General features: G+C 69.0%; 16 protein-coding genes. 9 read left to right on the forward strand and 7 right to left on the reverse strand.

Annotation, left to right across the window (positions count from 1 at the left end):
• Positions 1-55: 55 nt before the first annotated feature.
• Both G531_RS0110870 and soxR read right to left on the reverse strand, forming a co-directional pair.
• The gene (locus G531_RS0110870) at positions 56-403 is read right to left on the reverse strand and encodes a nuclear transport factor 2 family protein (protein ID WP_026927281.1); all 348 of its coding nucleotides are present in this window, start codon (positions 401-403) and stop codon (positions 56-58) included.
• Positions 404-673: 270 nt separating this feature from the next.
• A complete protein-coding gene (gene soxR, locus G531_RS0110875) occupies positions 674-1144 on the reverse strand; it encodes a redox-sensitive transcriptional activator SoxR (RefSeq protein WP_026927282.1) in 471 nt (156 codons plus the stop codon).
• A gap of 103 nt (positions 1145-1247) precedes the next feature.
• Between soxR and G531_RS0110880 the strand changes: the two genes are divergently transcribed.
• The 4 genes from G531_RS0110880 (at position 1248) to G531_RS0110895 (ending at position 5250) form a co-directional block, all read left to right on the forward strand.
• A complete protein-coding gene (locus G531_RS0110880; protein WP_026927283.1) occupies positions 1248-1931 on the forward strand; it encodes an SDR family NAD(P)-dependent oxidoreductase in 684 nt (227 codons plus the stop codon).
• A complete protein-coding gene (locus G531_RS0110885; protein WP_026927284.1) occupies positions 1928-3004 on the forward strand; it encodes an S-adenosylmethionine:tRNA ribosyltransferase-isomerase in 1077 nt (358 codons plus the stop codon). Before G531_RS0110880 ends, G531_RS0110885 begins: the two co-directional genes overlap by 4 nt.
• Before the next feature lie 61 nt (positions 3005-3065).
• On the forward strand, positions 3066-3989 hold the full coding sequence (gene rarD / locus G531_RS0110890; protein WP_026927285.1) for an EamA family transporter RarD: 924 nt from the start codon (positions 3066-3068) through the stop codon (positions 3987-3989).
• A 67-nt stretch (positions 3990-4056) separates the two neighbouring features.
• Complete coding sequence (locus G531_RS0110895) at positions 4057-5250, forward strand: 4-hydroxybenzoate 3-monooxygenase (protein ID WP_026927286.1); 1194 nt, start codon at positions 4057-4059, stop codon at positions 5248-5250.
• A 45-nt stretch (positions 5251-5295) separates the two neighbouring features.
• Here G531_RS0110895 and G531_RS26920 read toward each other — a convergent pair whose 3' ends face one another.
• From G531_RS26920 to G531_RS27095, 3 genes are all read right to left on the reverse strand, one after another.
• Positions 5296-6741, reverse strand: coding sequence for a TFIIB-type zinc ribbon-containing protein (locus tag G531_RS26920; RefSeq protein WP_211221827.1), 1446 nt, complete (start codon positions 6739-6741; stop codon positions 5296-5298).
• Positions 6742-6778: 37 nt separating this feature from the next.
• On the reverse strand, positions 6779-7978 hold the full coding sequence (locus tag G531_RS0110905) for an SPFH domain-containing protein (protein WP_245630457.1): 1200 nt from the start codon (positions 7976-7978) through the stop codon (positions 6779-6781).
• A gap of 290 nt (positions 7979-8268) precedes the next feature.
• Complete coding sequence (locus tag G531_RS27095) at positions 8269-11430, reverse strand: ExeM/NucH family extracellular endonuclease (RefSeq protein WP_081684037.1); 3162 nt, start codon at positions 11428-11430, stop codon at positions 8269-8271.
• Positions 11431-11788: 358 nt separating this feature from the next.
• On the opposite strand from G531_RS27095, the gene G531_RS24595 reads away from it, so the two are divergent.
• From G531_RS24595 to G531_RS21925, 3 genes are all read left to right on the forward strand, one after another.
• Entirely contained in the window at positions 11789-12919 is a 1131-nt protein-coding gene (locus G531_RS24595) for an SH3 domain-containing protein (protein WP_051215360.1), read from the forward strand.
• Between the two features lie 186 nt (positions 12920-13105).
• The gene (locus G531_RS25710; protein ID WP_155827958.1) at positions 13106-13249 is read left to right on the forward strand and encodes a hypothetical protein; all 144 of its coding nucleotides are present in this window, start codon (positions 13106-13108) and stop codon (positions 13247-13249) included.
• A 133-nt stretch (positions 13250-13382) separates the two neighbouring features.
• Positions 13383-14546, forward strand: coding sequence for a peptidoglycan recognition protein family protein (locus G531_RS21925; protein WP_081684038.1), 1164 nt, complete (start codon positions 13383-13385; stop codon positions 14544-14546).
• A 23-nt stretch (positions 14547-14569) separates the two neighbouring features.
• Here G531_RS21925 and G531_RS0110930 read toward each other — a convergent pair whose 3' ends face one another.
• Positions 14570-16150 (reverse strand): deoxyguanosinetriphosphate triphosphohydrolase family protein, encoded by a 1581-nt coding sequence (locus tag G531_RS0110930; RefSeq protein ID WP_245630458.1) that lies wholly within the window; start codon positions 16148-16150, stop codon positions 14570-14572.
• Positions 16151-16227: 77 nt separating this feature from the next.
• On the opposite strand from G531_RS0110930, the gene pgi reads away from it, so the two are divergent.
• Positions 16228-17901 carry a glucose-6-phosphate isomerase gene (gene pgi, locus G531_RS0110935; RefSeq protein WP_026927290.1) on the forward strand — a complete coding sequence of 558 codons (1674 nt, stop codon included), beginning with the start codon at positions 16228-16230 and terminating at the stop codon, positions 17899-17901.
• 9 nt (positions 17902-17910) lie between these two features.
• On the opposite strand, the gene G531_RS0110940 is transcribed toward pgi, so the two are convergent.
• A complete protein-coding gene (locus tag G531_RS0110940; RefSeq protein WP_245630459.1) occupies positions 17911-18639 on the reverse strand; it encodes a SanA/YdcF family protein in 729 nt (242 codons plus the stop codon).
• Positions 18640-18820: 181 nt separating this feature from the next.
• On the opposite strand from G531_RS0110940, the gene G531_RS0110945 reads away from it, so the two are divergent.
• On the forward strand, positions 18821-21340 hold the full coding sequence (locus G531_RS0110945; protein WP_162143171.1) for a metallophosphoesterase: 2520 nt from the start codon (positions 18821-18823) through the stop codon (positions 21338-21340).
• Positions 21341-21372 lie beyond the last annotated feature (32 nt).

Genomic DNA, 21372 nt, shown 5'->3' on the forward strand with positions numbered 1-21372 from the left:
GCGGTGGTTCCGGGGCGGCTGCGGGGCCGCCCCGGGTCATGCCGCGCCGCCGGCCTCAGGCCCAGATGTACTCCTCGGCGATGGCCCCATCCACCCAGCGCGCGACGGTGACCATGCGGCCGCCGCCCTCGAACTCCCCGACCACGCAGGTCCATTCGCCGGACCCGAACTTGATCGGATGCGCGGTGATCTGCGGCGGAGTGCCACCGGCGCTCTCGACGAAGGCCTTCATCGCGTCGATGTGATCCTGGACGCCGTGGGTGACCGGCTGCCCCTTCCAATCGACCAGCACGTCGTCGGTGTGATGGTGGGCGAAGACACCGGTCCAGTCCGCCTTGTTCCACCCGTCGAAATCCAGATCGTCCATGCCCTGCAGGTTGCTCGAAACCATGTCGTCACTCATCTGAGGGAACCCTTCCTTGGGTGGCGCCTGATCGCGCCAACACTGAGGTGCGCGGAGTGCGCACCATGAATCCTTCCGCTACCGGCGGGGCTGGACAAGGTTCCGGGAGCCCTGTTTTTGAAATTTCAAGTTAGTGGCTCGGTGGGCCGGGGCTCGACCCTCAACTGACAGGGAGCCGGCGCCAGTGCGTGAAAAGTGTCATTTTTGGGCGTTTTCGGGCAACGAGAGTCGCGTCCCTGTCAATCTTCGACTCGGCCCCGGGGTGAGATGTCAGGACCGGGGCTCGGCGCCTTCCTCCAACTCGACCACGGCGTCCAGAATCCGTGGGCCGGGCCCCTGGGCGGCCAGCCGATCCTCCGGATTCCACAGCGGGCACTTGGTCTGGGAGAGGCAGCCGCAGCCGATACAGCCGGTCAACCCGTCCCGCAGCTGGGTCAGGGCCCGGATCCGCAACTCCAGCTGGGCGCGCCAGGAGGCCGAGAGTTCCTCCCACTCCTGCCGGGATACCGGCCGGTCCAGCGGCACATGGGCAAGCGCGGCCGCGATCTCGCCGAGCGACAGGCCCACCGCCTGGGCCGCCCGGATCACCGCCAGGCGACGCAACGTGTGGCGCCCGTAGGTCCGCCGGTTCGTCGGTGAGCGGTGGGCGGCGATCAGGCCGCGCTCCTCGTAGAAGCGCAGCGCCGAGGCGCTGACGCCGGAGCGGGCGACGATCTCGGACATGGTCCATTCCTCGGCCATGTTCCGAGTGTGCCCCGTGAAGCTCTTGACTTCAACTTAACTTGAAGTCCGATCGTGGGGGTATCGCCGCACCCGGCGATGCCACTCCCGAGGAGGACTTCCGATGACCCGCACCCTGATCACCGGCGCGAGCGCCGGGCTCGGCCGCGCGCTGGGCCGGGCCCTGGCCACGCGCCGGCACGAGCTGATCCTGACCGGCCGCGACCCGGCCCGACTCGCCGCCCTGCACGCCGAACTGCCCGAGGCCACCCTGATCGCCGGGGACGTGGCCGACCCTGCCCACCGGGCCGCTCTGGCCACCGCGGTCGGGCCCGAACTCGACCTGTTGATCCACAACGCCAGCCTGCTCGGACCCAGCCCGTTGGTCCCGCTGGAGCGACTCGGCAGCGAGCAGCTCCGGCAGATCCTCGAGGTCAACGTGGTCGCCCCCGCGGCGTTGACCGCGCTGCTGCTGCCCGCCCTGCACCGGGCCGCCGGAACGATCGTCACGATCTCCTCCGACGCCGCGATCGAGCACTACGCGGGCTGGGGCGGATACGGCGCCAGCAAGGCCGCCCTCGACCACCTCGCCGGCACCTGGGCCGCGGAGAACCCCGGTGTGCGGGCGTACGCCATCGACCCGGGGGACATGCGTACCGCCATGCACCAGGCGGCCTTCCCCGGCGAGGACATCTCCGACCGGCCGCTGCCCGAGGAGATCGCCGTCCCCGGAATTCTCGCCCTGCTCGACAACGCCCCACCCAGCGGCCGCTACCGCGCCGCCGACTTCACCGAGGAAACCCGATGACCACCACCCTGCCGCGCCCGCACACCCGCTTCGGCACCGAGCAGCCCCACTTCGCCGCCCACCCCGTCGAGGCCGACACCGGCAGCCGCGCCGACGTCCGCCTGCTCGTGGCCGGTGACGATACGCTGCGGCACGCCGCCTTCCCCGACCTCGTCGATGCCCTCGACCCCGGCGACGTCCTGGTCGTCAACACCTCCGCCACCGTGCCCGGCGAGGCCGACGCGATCTGGTACGGCTCCGGCGGCGGACGCCCGGTCGTGGCACACCTGGCGGCCGCGCCCGGTCCCCGGGAGTGGATCGTGGAACTGCGTACCGTCCCGAACGCGGCCCACCCGATCCTGGACGCTGCCCCCGGCGACCTGATCGAACTCCCCGAACTCCCCGCAGCCGTACGCCTTACCGCCCCCTATCCCGAGCTCGCCTCACCGACCGGCACCGGCAACCGGATCTGGTCGGCCAGCATCGGGGATGATCTGCGGCGCGGCCTGGATACCCGCGGGCGACCGATCGCGTACGGCTATCTCGACCGGCGCTGGCCCCTGGCGGCGTACCAGACCGTGTTCGGCCGGGTCCCGGGCAGCGCGGAGATGGCCTCGGCGGGTCGCCCGTTCACCGCCGAGATCGTGCTGTCGCTGCTGGCCCGGGGCATCCAGTTCGCCCCGGTCGTGCTGCACACGGCCTTCTCCTCCCAGGAGGCCGGGGAGCCGCCGCTGCCCGAGTGGTTCGAACTGCCGGCCCACAGCGCCCGGGTGATCAACCAGGCCCGGGCCGCCGGGCGGCGAATCATCGCCGTCGGCACCACCGCCACCCGGGCCACCGAGTCGGCAGTGACCGGCGACACCGTGCAGCCCCGCTCGGGCTGGACCACCCGGGTGATCACCCCGCAGGACCCGCCCCGGGTGATCGACGGCCTGCTCACCGGCTGGCACAACGCCGATGCGTCGCACCTGCTGCTGGTCGAGGCCGTGGCCGGGCCGGACCTGACCCAGCGGGCGTACGACGCGGCGCTCGCGGCCGGGTACGCCTGGCACGAATTCGGCGATTCCTGCCTGCTGCTGCCGCCCCGGCGGTGAGGTTCGGGCCGCAGCGGGCCCGGGTGGGGCCAAACCCGAAGTGACCGCGTAGGGTGCGACGGTGACCAGCACCCCGACCGCCGATGAAGCCGCCCGGCGCCGCTCCGGATCCCTGTACGCGATCGGTGCCTACGGCATCTGGGCCCTGCTCCCGCTGGTGTTCATCCCGTTGTCCGGGCTCGGTGCGGTGGAGATCCTGGCCCTGCGGGTGATCGTCTCGGTCCTGTTCTGCATTCTGCTGCTGACGCTGGTCCGGCAATGGAGCGATCTCTTCCGGATCGTGCGGAGTCGGCGGACGACCGCCTGGCTGGCCCTGGCCGCGGTGCTGGTCTCGGTGAACTGGCTGCTGTTCATCTTCGCCACGGTGACCGGCCGGGTCCTGGAGACCTCCCTGGCGTACTTCATCAACCCGCTGATGAGCATCCTGATCGGGGTCATCTTTCTGCGGGAGCGGTTGCGGCCGCTGCAGTGGGTGGCGCTCGGCTTCGGGGCCGTGGCCGTCCTCGTGATCACCATCGCCTACGGCAGCCCGCCGGTGATGTCCCTGGCGATGGCCACCTCCTTCGCGCTGTACGGGCTGGTGAAGCGACACATCACCAACTCGCCCGGGTTCGAGCCGGTGCCGGGCCTGCCCGGCCTGACCGTCGAGACCGGGATCCTGGCGCCGGTGGCGATCATCGCGCTGATCGTCATCGGGGTCCGCGGGGAACTGATGTTCACCCACGGCGGCTGGGTGGTGCCGGTGATGATCGCGGTCAGTGGCATTGCCACCGCGATCCCGCTGGTGCTGTTCGCTGAGGCGGCCGCCCGCCTGCCGCTGTCGTGGATCGGCATGTTCCAGTACATCGCGCCGGTCGGACAGTTCCTGATCGGCTGGGCCCTGCTCGGGGAGCCGATGCCGGCCGCCCGTTGGGCCGGTTTCGCCCTGGTCTGGGTGGCGGTGCTCCTGTTCATCGTGGACGCGATCAGCCGCCGTCGACGCTAGCTGAGCCCGTGGTTAGACTGCGTCAACTGCACACTCAACGACGAGTACGACAGCAAGGGGACGCACCATGTCAGAGACCACCCGTACCCAAGTTCTGATCATCGGCGCCGGCCCGGCGGGTCTGATGATCTCCCAGATGCTGCACAACCGCGGAGTGGAGTCGGTCGCGATCGACATTCGCACCCGCGAAGAGATCGAGAACACCCATCGCGCCGGCATCCTCGAGGCCAAGGCCGTCCGGATGCTGGAGGACGAGAACGTCTCCCAGCGCTTCCGGACCGACGGCTACGAGCACGACGGCACCGACATCCGCGTCCGCGGGATCAGCAACCGGATCAGCTTCAAGGACCTGGTCGGCGCCTCGGTCTGGCTCTACCCGCAGACCGACGTGTTCATCGACCTGGCCAACGCGCGGGAGCGGGACGGGGGCGATGTCCGCTTCGGGGTCAGCGATGTCGAACTGCTCGACGGTGATTCCGACAATCCCGGCGTACGCTTCACCGACGCCGCCGGCACCACCCAGGAGGTCCGGGCCGATTTCGTGGTCGGCAGCGACGGTTCCCGGTCGATCTGCCGGGCACTGATCCCCGGGGCCACGCAGTACTTCCGGGAGTACCCGTTCGCCTGGTTCGGGATCATGGCCGAGGCGCCGATGAGCTACGACGAACTCATCTACGCCAGCTCCGATCGGGGATTCGCGCTGATCAGCCAGCGCACCCCGACCGTGCAGCGGATGTACCTGCAGTGCAACCCGTCCGACGACATGCACAACTGGTCGGAGGATCAACTGTGGGACGAGTTCCAGGCCCGGGTGGCCGGGCCCGATGGGTTCGAGCTCAAGACCGGGCCGATCTTCGAGCGCACCCTGCTGCCGTTCCGCAGCTTCGTCCAGCAGCCGATGCAGCACGGTCGGGTGAGCCTGGCCGGCGATGCCGCGCACACCGTCCCGCCGACCGGTGCTCGCGGGCTGAACCTGGCGTTGTCCGACGCACGGGTCCTGGCGCCCCGGCTGGCCGAGGCGGCCAAGGCCAATGACCCCGCGAAGCTGGCCGACTACGAGGAGATCGCGGTCAAGCGGGTCTGGCGGGCGCAGAACTTCTCGTACTGGATGACCACGATGCTGCACAGCCTTCCCGATGAGAATCCCTTCGACCGGATGCGCCGACTCGGGGAACTCGAGATGGTGCTCGGCCATGAGTCCGGTCGTCGTCACCTCGCCGAGGCGTACGCGGGCTGGCCGAACGAGGTCGATGGACTGTAACCCGGACACCGGGAGCCGGCGAGGAACACCCCCGCCGGCCACCGGTCACCGACTCCGCGCGATGAAGTAGACGATCACCGCGATCACGATCAGCGCCCCCAGGATCGCCAGGGCGATCTTGATCTTGCTCCACGGCCGGTGGCCCTGGACCTCGCCGGTCACCCCGTTGATGAAGACCTGGTACGGCTGGTTGCTGTAGGTGACGGTCAGCAGCCACACCGGCATCAGGAACTGGGCGAAATCCAGCCGGTTGTAGGTGACGTTCATGCTGTTCACCTGCTGGGTGTCACCGCCGATGTCCCGCTCGACGGTCTGCCGAATGCCCGATTCGATGGTCTTCTTCGCCGAGGTCTGAAACGCTTCCTCGGCGTCGACATCGTAGGTGCGGCTCAGGTGTCCGGCGACGAACGCCGGGGTGTAGCGCACCGACTGCTCCATCGGCCACGGCTCCAGCGCCGAGATCTTGCCGACGTCCATCCCGGTGCTGGCCAGCGAGGGGACATCGGCGAACCGGTTCCACACCGTCCCCGCCGCCGGGTACCAGCGGGTGCGCTGTTCCTGGCGCTCGTTGTCGCCGTCGCGAACGGTCACGTAGTAGTACTCGCCGCGCTGCCCGGTGTAGTTGGTGGTGCAGTCGGCGTCATAGGCGTACCAGGGCAGGTAGATGCTGCTGAACGAGCCGAGCTCGCGGTACTTCTTGAACGCGTTGGGCGCGAAGCGGCGTGAGTTGATCCATTTCCCGATCAGTTCGTGCGCCTCGGGTTCCCCGACCCGGAAGGGCAGTACGCCGTCCAGCGGCAACCGGGCCGGCGCAGCCTGCAGGTCGTCGCGCTGGATCGGACTGTTGCAGTACGGGCACCGGATCGCGGTCAGCGTGCCGCCGAAGGTGGAGTGGCCGCCGCAGGCCTGGCAGACGATTTCCTTCTCCCAGGTCGGTTGGGCGGTCTCCGGCAGGGCGGTCAGGGCGCGGAGTTGGTGCATCGCCTCGCCCAGACCGCGCTTGGGCACCGGCCCCGGGTCGACCGCGATCGGCGCGGTGGTTCCGCAGTTCGGGCACCGCAGGGAGTCTTGCCCGGGCGGATAGACGAGCTGGCCGCCGCAGTTGGGGCAGGGGTAGTTACGGGTCGACTCGGTCACGTACAGCGCCGCCGGGTCCGGCAGTGCGCCCGGATCGGGCAACGGGTCCGGACTCGGCATGGGGGCGGGAGCCGGCATGTGGTTCTGCTCCGGCATCGGATTCTGCGCGGGCATCCGATCCTGCACGGGCAGGGGTGGCGGCGCGCCCGGGCCGGGCTGCTGGGGCAGGGGTGGCGGCGCGGCGTACCCCTGGTCCCGCGGCAGGGGTGGGGGCGCCCCGTTCCCGGCCGGCGGGCCGGCATAGTCCGGCGCGGGTGCGGGGCTCGGGTACTGATTCGGCAGCGGCGGAGGTGCCGCCTCGGGCTGCCGGCCCGGCAATGGTGGCGGACCGGCCTGTTGCGGTTGCTGGGTCATCGTGTGCTCGCTGGCGTCGGTTGTTCGAATCGGCCGATCAGGGCTGCTGCTGGGGCGGCTGCTGATTCGGCAGCGGCGGCACCGGGTTCGGCAGCGGCGGGGGTTCGTTGAACAGGCTGGCCAGGGCCGGTACCTGGCCCGCGGCAGTCCAACCGGCCATCCCGTTCGACCAGACCAGGGTGGCGGCGGTCACCTGACCGGCGCGGACCGCGTCGGCGACCTGCTGCATATTCCACGGTCCCTGGGCGGCACCGTTCACCTCGACATGGAACAACTGCGCGCCGGGCAGCGGCGGCGGGGGGCCACCGGCCGGGCCCTGCGGGTACTGCTGGTACTGGCCCTGGGGCTGTTGGGGCTGCTGCTGGTTGAACATCTGGCCCATCTGCTGCGCCATCGCCAGCCCCATCCCGGCGCCCATCATGTCGCCCATCGCCCCGGACCCGCCCGGATTGTTCGCCGCGGCGGTCATCGCGTCGGCGGCCTTGGCCTGCTGGTAGCGGTTCAGGTCGCCCAGGTTGTTCACCCAGCCGCCCTCCTCGACACCCCGCGCCACGCCCCGGGTCATCGCCTGGGTGATTTCCTCGGGCAGCGAGATGTTCATCGTGATCGAGTCGATCTTCAGCCCGAACTCATCGTCGACCCGCTCCTGGACGAAGTCCCGCAGGCGATCGGAGAGTTCGACCTGGCGACCCTGCAGATCGATCACGCCCAACCCGGTCTGCAGGATCATGTCGGAGAACGCCAGCGTGATCACCCGGCGCAGCAGTTCGGCGATCTCCTCCGAATCCACCGAGGAGTCGGTGCCGATCACCTCGCGCAGGAAGATCTCCGGGTCGGCGACCCGCACGACGCACAGACCGTTGGCGCGCACCTGGACCATCTTGAAGTCGGGGTCGCGCACGGTGACCGGGTTGGCGGTGCCCCAGCGCAGGTCGGTGATCGGGCGGGTGTTGATGAAGTAGACCTCGGAGCGGAAGGGGCTGTTGAAGCCGTGCTTCCAGCCCTGGATGGTCGACATGATCGGCATGTTCTCGGTGGTCAGGGTGTAGGCCCCCGGACCGAACCGGTCGGCCAACTGACCCCGGTAGACGAAGACGGCCTGCTGCCCCTCGCGCACGATCAGCTGGGCGCCGTTCTTGATCTCGTTCTGATACCTCGGGAATCGCCAGGCGAGCTTCGAGCGGTCGTCCTCGAGCCACTCGATGATGTCGACGATTTCGCCACGCAGTTTGTCCATCAGGCCCATGGGTTCTCCAATCCGCGATCTTGTTCCTCAAGCATCCCCGATCGCGGGGCCCGATGGGCCGATGGGGCTGTCATGCCTTCACCGGACTGTCCCGATCCTGACTCCAGTCGGCCTTCGGGCGCCGATTTGGGCCGGAATTCACCATCTGGTGGCAGGATCGGCCCACTTCCTTCCGGTAACGACCGCCGCCGGCCGGCCGGGCGCTCCCGGCCGCGACTGGAAACGCCGAACGGGGCGCCCCCAAGGGGACGCCCCGTCGGATGGATCATCGCCGGTCGGGATCAGAAGATTCCGATGCGGGCGTTCCAGGAGATCGAACCCTTCTGGAAGTACTGCACGCACTGCAGTGCGCCGCCCACCTGGCCGCACAGTTCGCTCGAGGTCGGGTAGCCGTAGGCGCTGGTTTCCGCGCCGCGGGCCTTCCAGTAATCCCCGATGCCGCCCCAGACGGTGTTACCACCGGAAGCGGGGGACCAGTAGATGCTGCCGCCCTGGTAGTCCTGCTTGAAGCCGCCGTTGATCAGCGCGATCTCATCGGTGGTCGGGTAGCCGAGGCGGCCGTTCTCCACACCGTTGTTCGCCCACACCTGGCGGATCCCGCCCCACGAAACGTGGGTGCCGGTGGCCGGGCTCCAGACCAGGTAGCCGCCCTGGAAGGTCTGGTAGCAGCCGCCGTCCTTCAGCCCGCAGATCTCATCGGTGGTCGGGTAACCGAGACGGCTGTTCTCCGCACCCATGGACATCCACTTGTCGCGCATGGCGTTCTTGGTGATCGAGGCCGGGACCCCCGGAGCCCAGGTCACCACGCCACCTTCGAACACCTGGTACCAGCCACCGTTGACCAGACCGTCGTGCTCGTTGTCCAGCGGCTGCCCCAGCGGACCCTCAAGCCCACCGGTCGCGGTCCACTTCGCCCCGATCGCGCCCTTGACCGGGAAGTTCGGCTTCGGCTCGCCCGGGTCGGTGCCGCCGGCGGTCTTCAGCCCGATCAGGGTCGGGTCGTGGTCGGAGGAGGCGTACTGGTCGTTGGCGTGGAAGTCGGTCACGTTGTAGTTGCGACGCGAATACTGGAAGGCGATCGACTCGTCCCCGTTGATGTCGTAGACGGTCGCGCCGGTGACCAGCTCGCGGGCCTTGGCGTTACCGAACACGTGGTCCAGCGAGCCGAGGCGTCCGCTGAACTGGTAGGTCGCCGCGTCGGGCTCCTGCGCGTGCACCAGTTCGGTGAAGCCGCCGGCCTCGATCTTCTGGATCGGGGTCTCCTTGGAGTAGGCGTTGAAGTCGCCCAGCAGGAAGACCGCATCCTGGCTGAAGCGCTCGTTGACCCAGCTCACCAGCGCGTCGGCCTGGGCCTCGCGGGAGGGGTTGGCGTTGCCCTGGCCGGTGCCGTCATCGACGCCGGAGCCCTTGGACTTGAAGTGATTCGCGATCGCCACGAACTCCTTGTCGGTGCCCTTGGCCCGGAACTTCTGCGCCAGCGGCTGGCGGGCGTCGGCGAAGGCGGTGACCTGCAGGATCTCCGAGGAGCCGTTCAGCTCGACCTTTTCGGTGTTGTAGATGAACGCGGTGCGGATCACGTCCTCGGTCTGCGGGACCACGGCACCGGTCGGGACCGCCGCCCAGGTGCCGTGCTTGTTCGGATCGGCGTTGAGCGCGGCGACCAGGGTGTTCAGCGCCTTGTCACGGTTCTGGCCCTGCCGGTAGGGAATCTGCGAGGAGGTCTCGATCTCCTGCAGGCCGACCACGTCGGCGCCCAGGGTATTGATCGCCCGGACGATCTTGGCCTCCTGATCGGCGAAGGCCTGCGTGGTGTAGGCACCGCGCACGATGCAGCCGTTGCTCGCCACCGGGGTCCCGGCGCGGTCGGTGTAGGCCTTGCAGTTGGCCTCGTCCTTGCCCAGGTCGTCGAAGTAGTTCAGCACGTTGAACACGCCGAGCTTCAGGTCCCCGCCGACATTCTTCGGCGCGGTCGGCCGGTCGTTCTCCGACTGGACCGGATCGTTCTCACTGGTCGCGCCGACCACCTGGCCGGTGGGCTGGTAGTTCCACTGGAAGCGGTAGTCGAGGATCACCGGCTTGGTGAAGGTGACGTGCGAGGCGGTCCGCATGGGCTCCTGGGCCGACAGGTACGGCAGCGGGGAGCTCTTCGCGGTGTTGTTGTTCATGTAGTTCCAGGAGGAGCCGTCATCGAGGGTGATCAGCTTCTTCAGGTTCTCCGCCTCGTACGCCTGGGCGTCGGCACCGGGGGCGACCTTCTCGGTGGCCTGGTACAGCGGCTTGTCCCCGACCGCCAGACCCAGCTGGCCGAACTGGTTCAGCTGGTAGTTGTTGGTGATCGTGTAGGTGCCCTTGGGCAGCACCAGCATGCCCTCGTAGGGCTCCTTGTCGGCGTCGGTCTCCGGGAGCGTGGCCAGCTCGGTGGGGATCACCTTGGCGCAGTCGGCGGCCGGGGTGACCTGCGGGCCGGTCAGCTGGGTGAGGCCGTTGTACTCCCCGGCGGTGCCGGTGACGGTGATGCACTCACCGACCTGCGGCAGGGTAGCGCTGGCGAAGTACACGAAGATGCCGTCGGAGGCCTGCCCGGCGGACTTCGGCGTACCGCCGGTGCCCGGGGTCTGCAGGTAGATGCCGTTGAAGCCGCCGGTGGGGTACGCCGCGGTGACCACGCCCCGGGTGGTGACCTGCTGGCCGGCCTTCGGGGTGGTGTCCCCGGTGCCCTGGATCTCCGCGATCGGGGTCACGTCCGCGGGCCCGGTCGGCGTGGCCGTCGGCGTCGCGGTGGGGGTTGCGGTCGGGGTGGCCGTGGGGGTGGCCGTCGGCGTCGGGGTGGGCTCGGCGCCACCGCCGGAGTTCTGCGGGGTCGGCGTACCGACGGCGAAGTCGACGCTGTTGTTGTCGGTGTCGACGATCGGGGTCTTGCGGGCCGCGGAGGTGGTGCTGCTCATCACCGGGGCCGCGGCGGTCTCGACATTGTCGGTCCCACTGGCGGTGCCGGTGCCGAGGATGTCGACGTACGCCCCGGCGGGGTCCTTCAGCCGGGCGACCGCGTTGGTGGCGCTGAAGCCCAGGTTGGCGCAGTCCGCGTCGGGGGTCGGCAGGGCCTGGGTGCCGGCGTTGCCCTTGGCTCCCTGGACCAGGAAGTAGCCGTTCGGCTGAATGGTCCCGCTCAGCGTGCAATTGTTGGTGCCGCCGCCGGTGTTCGACCGCTGTTCGAGGACCCAGCCGGTGAGGTCGACGGCGGTGCCGGAGGTGTTGTACAGCTCCACGAAGTCATGGGTCAGGGTCGCGCCGGCGTTGCCGCCACCGCCGTACAGCTCGCTGATGACGACATTGTTCGAGATGGCCTGGGCCGGTGGGGCGGCCAGCCCGGCTGCCACCACGGCAGCGGTCGCGGCGAGCCCGACCAGGGTCAGGCCGCGACGCACGGAGGGAGTGCGGGTCATTGCATTCCAATCTGAGGGTCCGATGACGGGGTCATGGCACTTTCTCAGTGCTCAGCCAGGGGGAATCGGGGTTGTGGCGTACTCCGGGTGACAGATTGATGAACTTCCGGGAATGGAACAACGATTGTGGCGTTCGTCACACAGCGCGGTGCCAGCGCGCGGACAGCGTGGTCGGGGCCGGATCTGCCGATACCGTTGCGGCGCAACGGATACAGCGCCGAATGCGGGTGAACGACCGGGCACGACCCCGGGGTAAGCCTTAGAAATCCCTTAGAGAATCGGTTTGGTTTCTTGGGATCACTGTGTCAGTGTGATCTCGGAACGATAACGAAACGGTCTCGATTGAACAGGATTTATTGTGAGCGAACTTGATCACCTGGCTCCGGCGCCCAAGAAGCGCGGCCCGAAGCGGGCTGCCCTGACGCGTCGTCAGCTTGTTGCCAAGTACGCCGGCCGCATCGGACTGCCGAGCCTGGCAGTTCTGGCGGCGACCGCCGGAGTGGCGTTTGCCATCGGCGGCCCCGGTACCAGCAACCTGGAAGCCCAGCCCGCCGCGGTGCAGAGTGTATCGCGTGATTTCGCCAGTCGCCCTGATCGCGGTGGTGAGCGTACCCCGAGTGAGTCGGCCGCGCCGACCGCGGATCCCACCGCGGACCAGACTACCGATCAGGAAGCCGCTGCCGAGGACCAGAAGGCCAAGGAGCAGCAGGGCCCGGTGGAGATGAGCGCCCAGCCCGCCGAGACCACCGCGTCCAAGTCGGCCGCCCCGAGCCCGTCGAAGACCTCGGCCTCCGCGCAGACTCAGCAGGCCGCCTCCGGCACCACCTGGTACGCCACCGAGACCGTCAACGTACGCTCCGGCGCCTCCGCCAGCAGCGACCAGCTCGGCAGCCTGAACAAGGGCGACGCGGTCAAGGGCACCGGCAAGACCTCCAACGGGTTCACCGAAGTCACCTACAACGGCAAGTCCGGCTGGGTGAGCTCGGAGTTCCTGAGCAAGGACAAGCCCGCCGCCGACACGTCGAGCAGCGCGAAGGCCGATACCTCCAAGGCCGCCCCGGCTCCCCAGACCAACTCCGGTTCCTCGAACTCCTCCCAGTCCGCCGGCTCCAGCAGCAGCGGCGGCGGTTCGGTGCCGCAGTCCACGAGCTGCGGCTCGCTGCCCGGCCTGCAGCCGAATGCGGTGAAGGTGCACCAGGCGCTGTGTGCCCAGTTCCCGGCGATCTCCTCCTACGGCGGTGTCCGGGAGGCCGACGGCGGTTACCACTCCTCCGGTCGCGCGATCGATGCGATGGTCTCCAACCAGGCCCTGGGCCAGGCCGTGGCCAACTATGTCCGGGCCAACGCCGGCTCGCTGGGGGTCACCGAGGTGATCTGGAACCAGCAGATCTGGACCACCCAGCGCTCCTCCGAGGGCTGGCGCGCCATGGCTGACCGTGGGTCGGCCACCGCCAACCACATGGACCACGTGCACGTGTCCGTGAGCTGAGCCCCGCTGGACCGGGCCGATCGATTTCCGGTCCGACCAGGAAGAAGACCCCGACGTGAAGTCCCTCACGTCGGGGTCTTCGGCGTTGATCAAGCTTTCAACAACACCTATTATTGAGTGAGTACTCAAAAGTACGTACCCTACTCTCAGCTCCCAGACGGAGCCACTCGAGGAGAAGCACTCACCATGTCGCTCGTCCAGACTCTCCGGACCCGCCACCATGCCGCCCGCACCACCCGCGCGATCAACCGCGTGATCCGCGCCGCCGCGACGTCGACCATGCGCGACGAACTGATCGCGGTCTCGCAGCGCCAGTACCCGCGGCACTGAGCCGCACCGGGCGGGAACTTCCGGCGGATAGTTCCGCGCCCGAACCCTTTCCTCTGTAGCCGGGAAGACGGTGTCATCGACGGTGACCCGTGAGCCACCGTGGCTCATTCTCCCCGCCCCCAGAGGAGTTCCCATGTGCTCGGACTGCGTCCGATCCGCCCCCGCCACCCCCGCCCCGACCCTCCCCGCCGCCCGCTCCGGATTCCCCGGCCGGCTCAGCCGCCGCGGCGTACTGGGCCTGGGGGCGGCGGCAGCCGCCGGACTCACCGTCGGCGGCAGCCTGCTGGTGACCGAGGTCGCCAACGCCGCGGTCAAACCGCCGACGATCATCCCGACCGCGGAGTGGGGCGCCAAGCCCGCCACCACCAGGATCGACCTCAGCGAGTACCGGCCCACCTACCTGGTGATCCACCACATGGCGACCCCGAACAATGTCGCCACCACCAAGGCCGCCGCGTACCAGATCGCCCGGGACTGCCAGAGTTGGCACCTGGGCAACGGCTGGGGCGACACCGGCCAGCACTTCAGCGTCAGCCGTGGTGGGTACGCCCTGGAGGGCCGGCACGGCTCGCTGAACGCACTGCGCGGCGGCAAGAATTTCCCGATCGGCATTCACGCCCGCGGCGGCAATGACCGCTCGATCGGGATCGAGACCCAGGGCACGTTCACCAGCGAACTGCCCCCGGCCGCCCAATGGAAGACGCTGGTCCAGCTCGCCGCCTACATCTGCCAGCAGTACCGGATCCCGACCAGCCGGATCATCGGTCACCGCGATGTCAACGGCTCCTCCACCGCCTGCCCCGGAAACACCCTGTACGCCGCCCTGCCCCGGTTCCGCCAGGAGGTCGCCAAGCTGCTGAGCAGCGATCCCGGGCCCGCACCCGAGCCCGCGCCGGAGTTCGTCTGGGCCGTCGTCGGGCTCGGTGACCGGGGTTTCCGGACCAAGGTCGTCCAACACCTGCTGCGCCAGTCCGGGCGCAGTGTCGAGGTCGACGGCAGCTTCGGCCCGAAGACCGAGGCGGCGGTGAAGAGCTTCCAGAAGGCCGCTCAGCTCGACGCCGACGGGGTGGTCGGCAAGGTCACCTGGCCACGGCTGGCGGTGACCGTACGCAACGGGTCGACCGGCGAGGCCGTCAAGGGTGCGCAGGTGGCGCTGAACGCCCGCGGCGCCGGGCTGCAGATCGACGGCAGCTTCGGTCCGGCGACCACCGCGGCTGCGCGGAGTTTCCAGCAGAGCGCCAAGCTGGTCGTCGACGCGGTGATCGGCCCGAAGACCTGGAACGCGCTGACCAAGTAGCGCTCGGTCCACCGGGGTCGGGCTCAGAGTGCGCCGGAAGCCCAGAGCATCCCGGTGGTCGGGCCGAGCCGGTTCGCGTACGCCAGGGCCTGCCCGTCGGTGAGCCCGGCGACGAAATCGACGATCCCGCGCCCGCGCCACATCCGGGCCAGCTCGGTGTCGGAGGTCCGTCCACCCAGCCACTCCGGATGGGTATCGCGGACCTCCACATACTGCGCCTCGGCCAGCTCGACCAGATCGATCAGCCGGTGGGGGGCCTTCACCGCATCCATCCGGTCGGCCAGCCACTCGTCGAAGACCCGGACCAACTGGCTGATCGTGTGCGCCTGCCCGCGCTGCAGCATCGCCAGGTCCGGGCGGTGCAGCACGAAGTACTGGTGGATGAACTTCAGCACCTGCATCTCGTGCCACTGCGCCGGGCGTACGGTCACCAGCGGGGCCCGCATCGGCGGCGTCCGACCGAGCAACTGCCCGGTCAGCACCACCGCCGAGGAGAACCGATCGATCCAGGACCCGGTGAACCGCGAGATCGACCGGTGCGCGGCCATCGACCCGTCATAGGGCACCGTGAGCACCCCGGAGACGAATTCCTCCCCGATCGCGCGGACCGCGGCGGCGAAGTCGTCGTCGTTGTAGATCCAGCCGTCCTTGGCCGCCATCCGCCGGCGCAGCGTCTCCAGGCCGATCCCGGGGGTGCGGCTCAGGACGGCGATCTCGCGTTCGGACAGGCTCTCCAGCCAACTGCGCTGGTCCTCCCAGGCGCGCAGTTCCCCGGCGATCGGGGAGAACTGCAGCACCCCCGAGCGGTGGAAATCCTCCAGGTCGTGCAGGGAGTAGGCGACGTCGTCGGCCAGATCCATCACCGAACATTCCAGGCTCTGCCGACCCGGTTCCAGCTGCATGATGTCGAGCACCTCGATCATCTCGGCCAGGTCGGGGACGTAGGCGTTGAACTTTCCCGAGCCCGGCCCGTCCGGCCCGTGCCCGGCGCCGCGCGGCTGCTCCTGCCAGGTCCGCGGATGCGGGGAGGGGACGCTCAGGCGCCCCCAGGGGTATTTCAGCACTGCCGCGCGGACCGCCGCGGTGAGGTTCAACCCGTCCTGACCGGTGCCGTACACCTCCAACTTGGTCAGGATCCGGAAGGTCTGCGCATTGCCCTCGAACCCGTCGTTCAGCCCGAAATGATCCCGGGCCAGCCGGTCCAGGGTCCGTTCGCCCAGGTGCCCGAACGGTGGGTGCCCGAGGTCGTGGGAGACCGCGCCGGCCTGTGCGACCACTGGATCCAGCCCGCCGAGCCGGTCGAGTTCGTCGGGATCCTCGGTGTCGGCCAGCCCGACGGCCAGCGAGCGGGCGACCGTGGTCACCTTGATCGTGTGGGTGAGCCGGTTGTGCACCACTTCGCCGGTCGCGCCGGCCGAGACCACCTGGGTGACCTCGGAGAGGCGGGCGAAGGCCGGGGCGAACCGGATGCGTTCCAGGTCGATCCGGAAATCGGAGTCCGAGCCGAGCGAGTGCGGGGTCCAACTGGCGTCCTCGATCATGGCGCGCGCGATTCGGCGCTCCATCAGTTCGACCAGATCACGTTCCGCGGGGGATTCGCCCATACCCCCGAACCTACCCGCCCCGGCGGCGCGGCGACCCACGGCCTCGGCGTACCGGCGCCTTGTTTAGGCTGGCCACCATGAGCACACCGGTCGATCCCACCGCAACCCAGGCCTGGCAGTCCCTCACCTCACTTTCCGCCGAGTTCCGGCCCGACCTGCGCGGCTGGTTCGCCGATCCCGAGCGGGCCGCGTCGCTGACGCTGACCGCCGGCGATCTGTACGTCGACCTGTCGAAGAATCTGCTCACCCCCGAGGTCCGGACCGCGCTGCTGGCCCTGGCCAACGAAACCGGGGTGCTGGATCGGGCCCGGGCGATGTTCGCCGGGGAGCGGATCAACGTCACCGAGAACCGGTCGGTGCTGCACACCGCGCTCCGGCTGCCGCGGGAGGCCGAGCTGGTCGTCGACGGAGAGGACGTCGTCGCACAGGTGCACGCCGAGCTCGACAAGATGTACGCCTTCGCCGACAAGGTGCGCTCGGGGGAGTGGCGCGGGGTGACCGGTCGGCCGATCAGCACGGTGGTCAACATCGGGATCGGCGGCTCCGATCTCGGGCCGGTGATGGCGTACGAGGCGCTGAAGCCGTACGGGAAACTCGGGCTGGAGTGCCGCTTCATCTCCAACATCGATCCGACCGACAACCTGGAGACCCTGTTCGGGCTGGACCCGGAGACGACGCTGTTCATCGTGGCGTCGAAGACGTTCAGCACGCTGGAGACGCTGACCAATGCCCGGCTGGCCCGGACCTGGCTGGTCGAGGGCCTGGTCGCCCGGGGCGCGATCGCCGGTGGCGAGGACGCGGCGCGGGAGGCGGTCGCCCGGCATTTCGTCGCGGTGTCCACCGCGCTGGACAAAGTCGCGGAGTTCGGGATCGATCCGGCCAACGCATTCGGGTTCTGGGACTGGGTCGGCGGGCGCTACTCGGTCGACTCGGTGGTGGGGACGTCGCTGGCCTGCTACATCGGCCCGGGCGCGTTCGGGGAATTCCTGGCCGGCTTCCACGCCATCGACGAGCACTTCCGGACCGCGTCGCCGGTGCAGAACGTGCCGCTGCTGATGGGCCTGCTGAACGTCTGGTACGCCAACTTCCTCGGTGCCGACACCCATGCGGTGCTCCCGTACGCCCAGTATCTGCACCGCTTCCCGGCGTACCTGCAGCAGCTGACGATGGAGTCCAACGGCAAGTCGGTGCGCTGGGACGGCTCCCCGGTGACCACCCAGACCGGCGAGATCTTCTGGGGCGAGCCCGGGACCAACGGTCAGCACGCGTTCTATCAGCTGATCCATCAGGGGACCCGGTTGATTCCGGCCGACTTCATTGCGGTGGCGAACCCGGCGCACCCGCTCAAGGACGGCGACGCCGACGTGCACGAGCTGTTCCTGGCCAACTTCTTCGCCCAGACCAAGGCGCTGGCCTTCGGCAAGACCGCCGAGGAGGTACGCGCGGAGGGGACCGCGCCGGAGATCGTCCCGGCCCGGGTCTTCGCCGGGAACAAGCCGACCACCTCGATCATGGCGCCGGAACTGTCCCCGCGGGTGCTCGGCGAACTGATCGCGCTGTATGAGCACATCACCTTCGTCGAGGGGGCGGTGTGGGGGATCGATTCCTTCGATCAGTGGGGCGTCGAGCTCGGCAAGCAGCTGGCCAAGGAACTCACCCCGGCCGTCGCCGGGGACGCCGGCGCGCTGGCCGAACAGGACTCCTCGACCAAGGCGCTGATCAGCTACTACCTCAACAACCGGGCCAACTGAGGCCGCGGCTCAGCTCGCGGCGAGAGCCTCGTCCACAGAGGTCTCCCGCGGGCCGAGCGTCGGCCGGCGCTGGGTGAGGACATCGATCGCCATCTTGATGTTCGCCCCGACCTCGCGGAACTCGCCCCACTGCCAGGTGCGCGAATCGGGCCGGACGGAGGTGTCGCCGACCCCGATCGCGTCGATCCCGACCGCGCGGCAGGTGGCCAGCGCACGCGGCACGTGGTACTGCTGCGACACCACCGTCAGCGCGTTCACCCCGAAGATCTCCTTGGCCCGGACACAGGAGGCGTACGTGTCGAACCCGGCGTAGTCGGCGACGACCTTGCTGGCGGGTACCCCGCGGCGGATGAGCCAATTCCGCATCCCGTCGGGCTCGTTGTACGACTGGGTGCTGTTGTCCCCGGAGACCAGGATCACCCGCACCTTGCCGGCCTGATAGAGCTCCAGCGCGGTCTGCAGCCGGCCCTCCAGGAAGGGGGAGGGGCGGCCGCTGGGGTAGATCTCGGCCCCCAGTACCAGGGCCACCGGGCGGGTCGGCGCGGAGGCGACGGTGTACTGCTTGTCGGCGGTGGTCCCCTGCACGAAGGCGGTGGGTCCGCCGATCACCAGGGCGGAGATCCCGAGCAGCGCCGCGGCCGCGACGGCCAGCCGGCGTCCGGTGCGGCGCCGGCGGGTCGCTCGGTCGCCGGGGGATCGGGTCGGGCTCGGTCCGGTGGTGCGCTGGGTGAGAGTCACGTTCCCAAGGATACGGAGGGGGAGTACCTCGCCCGATCGGCCGCAGGTCGTCGGGCGGGGGTACTGCGGTGTGATCGGCCCCGGAGGAACCCCGGGCTCGGGGCGACACCTGCTGTTCATGATCAGGAAAGCTGCCCCGAATACGGTCCTCGACGCCCAACCCCTGCAGAAAGCTGGACCCATGTCTCTCCTCCGAAAGAGCGTCGCGGTGCTGGCAACCGCGTTGCTCGGCACCGGACTCCTCACCATCCCGGCCCACGCCGTCGACGCCCTGCCGCGGATCCCCGGCCGCGCCACGGACGCCGAAACCCTCACCCTCGCGGTCATCGGCGACTACGGCGGCTGTGGGGTGGACCGAACCTGCGACCAGGAATACAAGGTGGCCGACCTGGTGCACTCGTGGAACCCCGATGCCATCCTCACCACCGGCGACAACACCTACCAGCAGGGTCTCCCGGAGGAAGTCGTCAAGGCCCAGGCGCCGTACAAGGCCGACATCGACGCCGGGCGGTTCTTCCCGATCATGGGCAATCACGACTACGGCAACGGCTGCAACGCCGCCTCGGTCCAGCCGAGCGTGGACTACTTCAAGGTGCCGGTGGCGTTCGTCGCCGGGTTCGGGAAGAACCTCGTCGACTTCCTCAATCCCGACGTGAACTGCCAAAGCGGTGCTGCGCCGGCCATTCTGGGTGCCTATCAGGACGCGGTGAGTTCCTCGACCGCGGCGTGGCAACTCACTGGCGCGCACCAGCCGGTGTTCTCCTCCGGCAAGGCCGGCAACAACCCCGACCGGGCCTGGGTCATGCAGTCCGGAGTCGACCTCGTCCTGTCCGGACATGACCACCACGCCGAGCACATCACCACCGCCGAGGGCTACAATATCGCGATCACCGGCAATGGCGGGGCCGGCACCACCCCGTTGTTCGGGGCGACCACCGGCAGCCAGTTCCGCGATGCCGACCATTTCGGTGCCATGCGGCTGAGCATCACCGCCGACACCCTCAAGGCCGATTTCGTCGACACCGCCGGTGCGGTCCGCTACTCCTTCACTCTGAAGAAGGACGCCGCCGGCAAGGCCTATGTCGCCGAGCGGACGCCGTGGACCGACCCGGGGCAGGGGGCGGGAAATCAGAATCCGGTGCCGGGCACCTCGCGCGTCGGGTTCGACGCTGCCGCCGGCACCTCCACCGGACTCCGCGCGGTCAGCTATGAGGACGGTCCCTTCGAGCAGACCACGGTGGCCGGACGTCCGGCCCTGCAGTTGCTGACCAACCCCCGGGGCGGCGGCAACTACCTGTACCTGCAGGCCGACGATGCCCTGCTGAACGGTGGTCCCTACAACGCGACTGCGACGATCCAGTACCGCTCGGAGGTCGCGGGCAGCTTCACCCTGCAGTACGACAATCAGGCCACCGGCGCGGCGTACAGCTCGGCGGCCAGTGTGAATATTGCCCCCGATCAGGTCGGCCAGTGGCGTACGGCCACGATTGCACTGCCGAACATCAAGTTCAACAACCGGCAGAACAATGGCTCGGACCTGCGGCTGCTCGCTCCGGCGAATCTGCCGTTGGCGGTCTCCGGGATCACGATCGACGTCGAGCAGATTCCCGCGACCCCGAGCGGGCCCAAGGTCGACGCGGTGGAGATGGTCATCGGGAGTGAGCCGAGCGGACTGACCTGGATCCCCTACGAGTCGGGTCCGGCCCACGAGATCACGATCGACGGGGAGCGTGCGCTGCAGGTGGATCGGAACACCTTCAACACCGGCAACAATCTCTACCTGAGCGTCGATGATCGCTACGTCACCGGCGGTCCCTACTCCGCGATGGCGACGTTCCGGTTCCGCTCGCCGGTGGCCGGCTCGTTCGTGCTGCAGTACGAGAACAAGGAGCGGGGCAGTGCGTACTTCTCCGCGGAACGGGTGTACGTCCGCGCCGATCAGGTCGATCAGTGGCTCACCGCCTCGGTGAACCTCGACAGCGCGATGTTCCAGAACCGACAGAACGGGAATGCGGACATGCGGATCGTGGGGGCGAACAACCTGCCCTTCATCATCGGGTCGATCCGGGTCGACCTGCTGAGCACTCCGGAGCAGATCGCAGCCCGGGACGCGGTCAGCGCTGCCGAGAAGGCCGCCAAGCCGACGGGGGGACTCGATACCCGAGCCAAGGTCGACGCCGCGTCGGCCGCCCTGGTCGCGGCCCGCGGCAAGGTCGCGGCGCTCACCGAGGGTCAGTTCCGGTCGATCCTGACCGAGCGTCTGGATGCGGTCGACGCAACTGTCAGGGCGGCCGCCGAGGAACTCCGCATTCGCGAGGCGATCGACCGTGCGAACTCGCTGTTGGCGGGCATCAAGGCCGCCGACCTGACCTCGTCGGCGGCGATCGATACCGCGATCGCCGACCTGGCGCGGGCGCGTGAGGTCATTGCCACGATTCCCGCCGAGCGTCGCGGCTCCCTCGCGGCGGATACCGAGGCCGCGGTGGTCCGGATCGGGGACGCAATCGCGGCAAACCTGCGGGCGGACAAGGGCGGGGCGCCGTCCCCAATCAGCGACGCGTGGCTGACCGCGGTGATCGACGCCGAGTACACCGCCCGGGGCGAAGCCGGCCTCAAGGATCGGGTACAGGGCATCGTGAACCGAACGGCGACCGGCAAGCGCGTGAACGAGGCGATCACGAAGTACCTCGCCGCACGCTGAGCCGAACCTGAGCGGGCGGGCACACATCCGTG

The sequence above is a fragment of the Granulicoccus phenolivorans DSM 17626 = NBRC 107789 = JCM 15570 genome (genome assembly GCF_000423085.1).
Taxonomy (GTDB): Bacteria; Actinomycetota; Actinomycetes; order Propionibacteriales; family Propionibacteriaceae; genus Granulicoccus; species Granulicoccus phenolivorans.

Bases quoted from the DNA above. Each gene is read 5' to 3' on its own strand.
- G531_RS0110870 (WP_026927281.1), bottom strand. From the start codon at position 403: ATGAGTGACGACATGGTTTCGAGCAACCTGCAGGGCATGGACGATCTG.
- soxR (WP_026927282.1), bottom strand. From the start codon at position 1,144: ATGGCCGAGGAATGGACCATGTCCGAGATCGTCGCCCGCTCCGGCGTC.
- G531_RS0110880 (WP_026927283.1), top strand. From the start codon at position 1,248: ATGACCCGCACCCTGATCACCGGCGCGAGCGCCGGGCTCGGCCGCGCG.
- G531_RS0110885 (WP_026927284.1), top strand. From the start codon at position 1,928: ATGACCACCACCCTGCCGCGCCCGCACACCCGCTTCGGCACCGAGCAG.
- G531_RS0110895 (WP_026927286.1), top strand. From the start codon at position 4,057: ATGTCAGAGACCACCCGTACCCAAGTTCTGATCATCGGCGCCGGCCCG.
- G531_RS26920 (WP_211221827.1), bottom strand. From the start codon at position 6,741: ATGACCCAGCAACCGCAACAGGCCGGTCCGCCACCATTGCCGGGCCGG.
- G531_RS0110905 (WP_245630457.1), bottom strand. From the start codon at position 7,978: ATGGACAAACTGCGTGGCGAAATCGTCGACATCATCGAGTGGCTCGAG.
- G531_RS27095 (WP_081684037.1), bottom strand. From the start codon at position 11,430: ATGACCCGCACTCCCTCCGTGCGTCGCGGCCTGACCCTGGTCGGGCTC.
- G531_RS25710 (WP_155827958.1), top strand. From the start codon at position 13,106: ATGTCGCTCGTCCAGACTCTCCGGACCCGCCACCATGCCGCCCGCACC.
- G531_RS21925 (WP_081684038.1), top strand. From the start codon at position 13,383: ATGTGCTCGGACTGCGTCCGATCCGCCCCCGCCACCCCCGCCCCGACC.
- G531_RS0110930 (WP_245630458.1), bottom strand. From the start codon at position 16,150: ATGGGCGAATCCCCCGCGGAACGTGATCTGGTCGAACTGATGGAGCGC.
- pgi (WP_026927290.1), top strand. From the start codon at position 16,228: ATGAGCACACCGGTCGATCCCACCGCAACCCAGGCCTGGCAGTCCCTC.
- G531_RS0110945 (WP_162143171.1), top strand. From the start codon at position 18,821: ATGTCTCTCCTCCGAAAGAGCGTCGCGGTGCTGGCAACCGCGTTGCTC.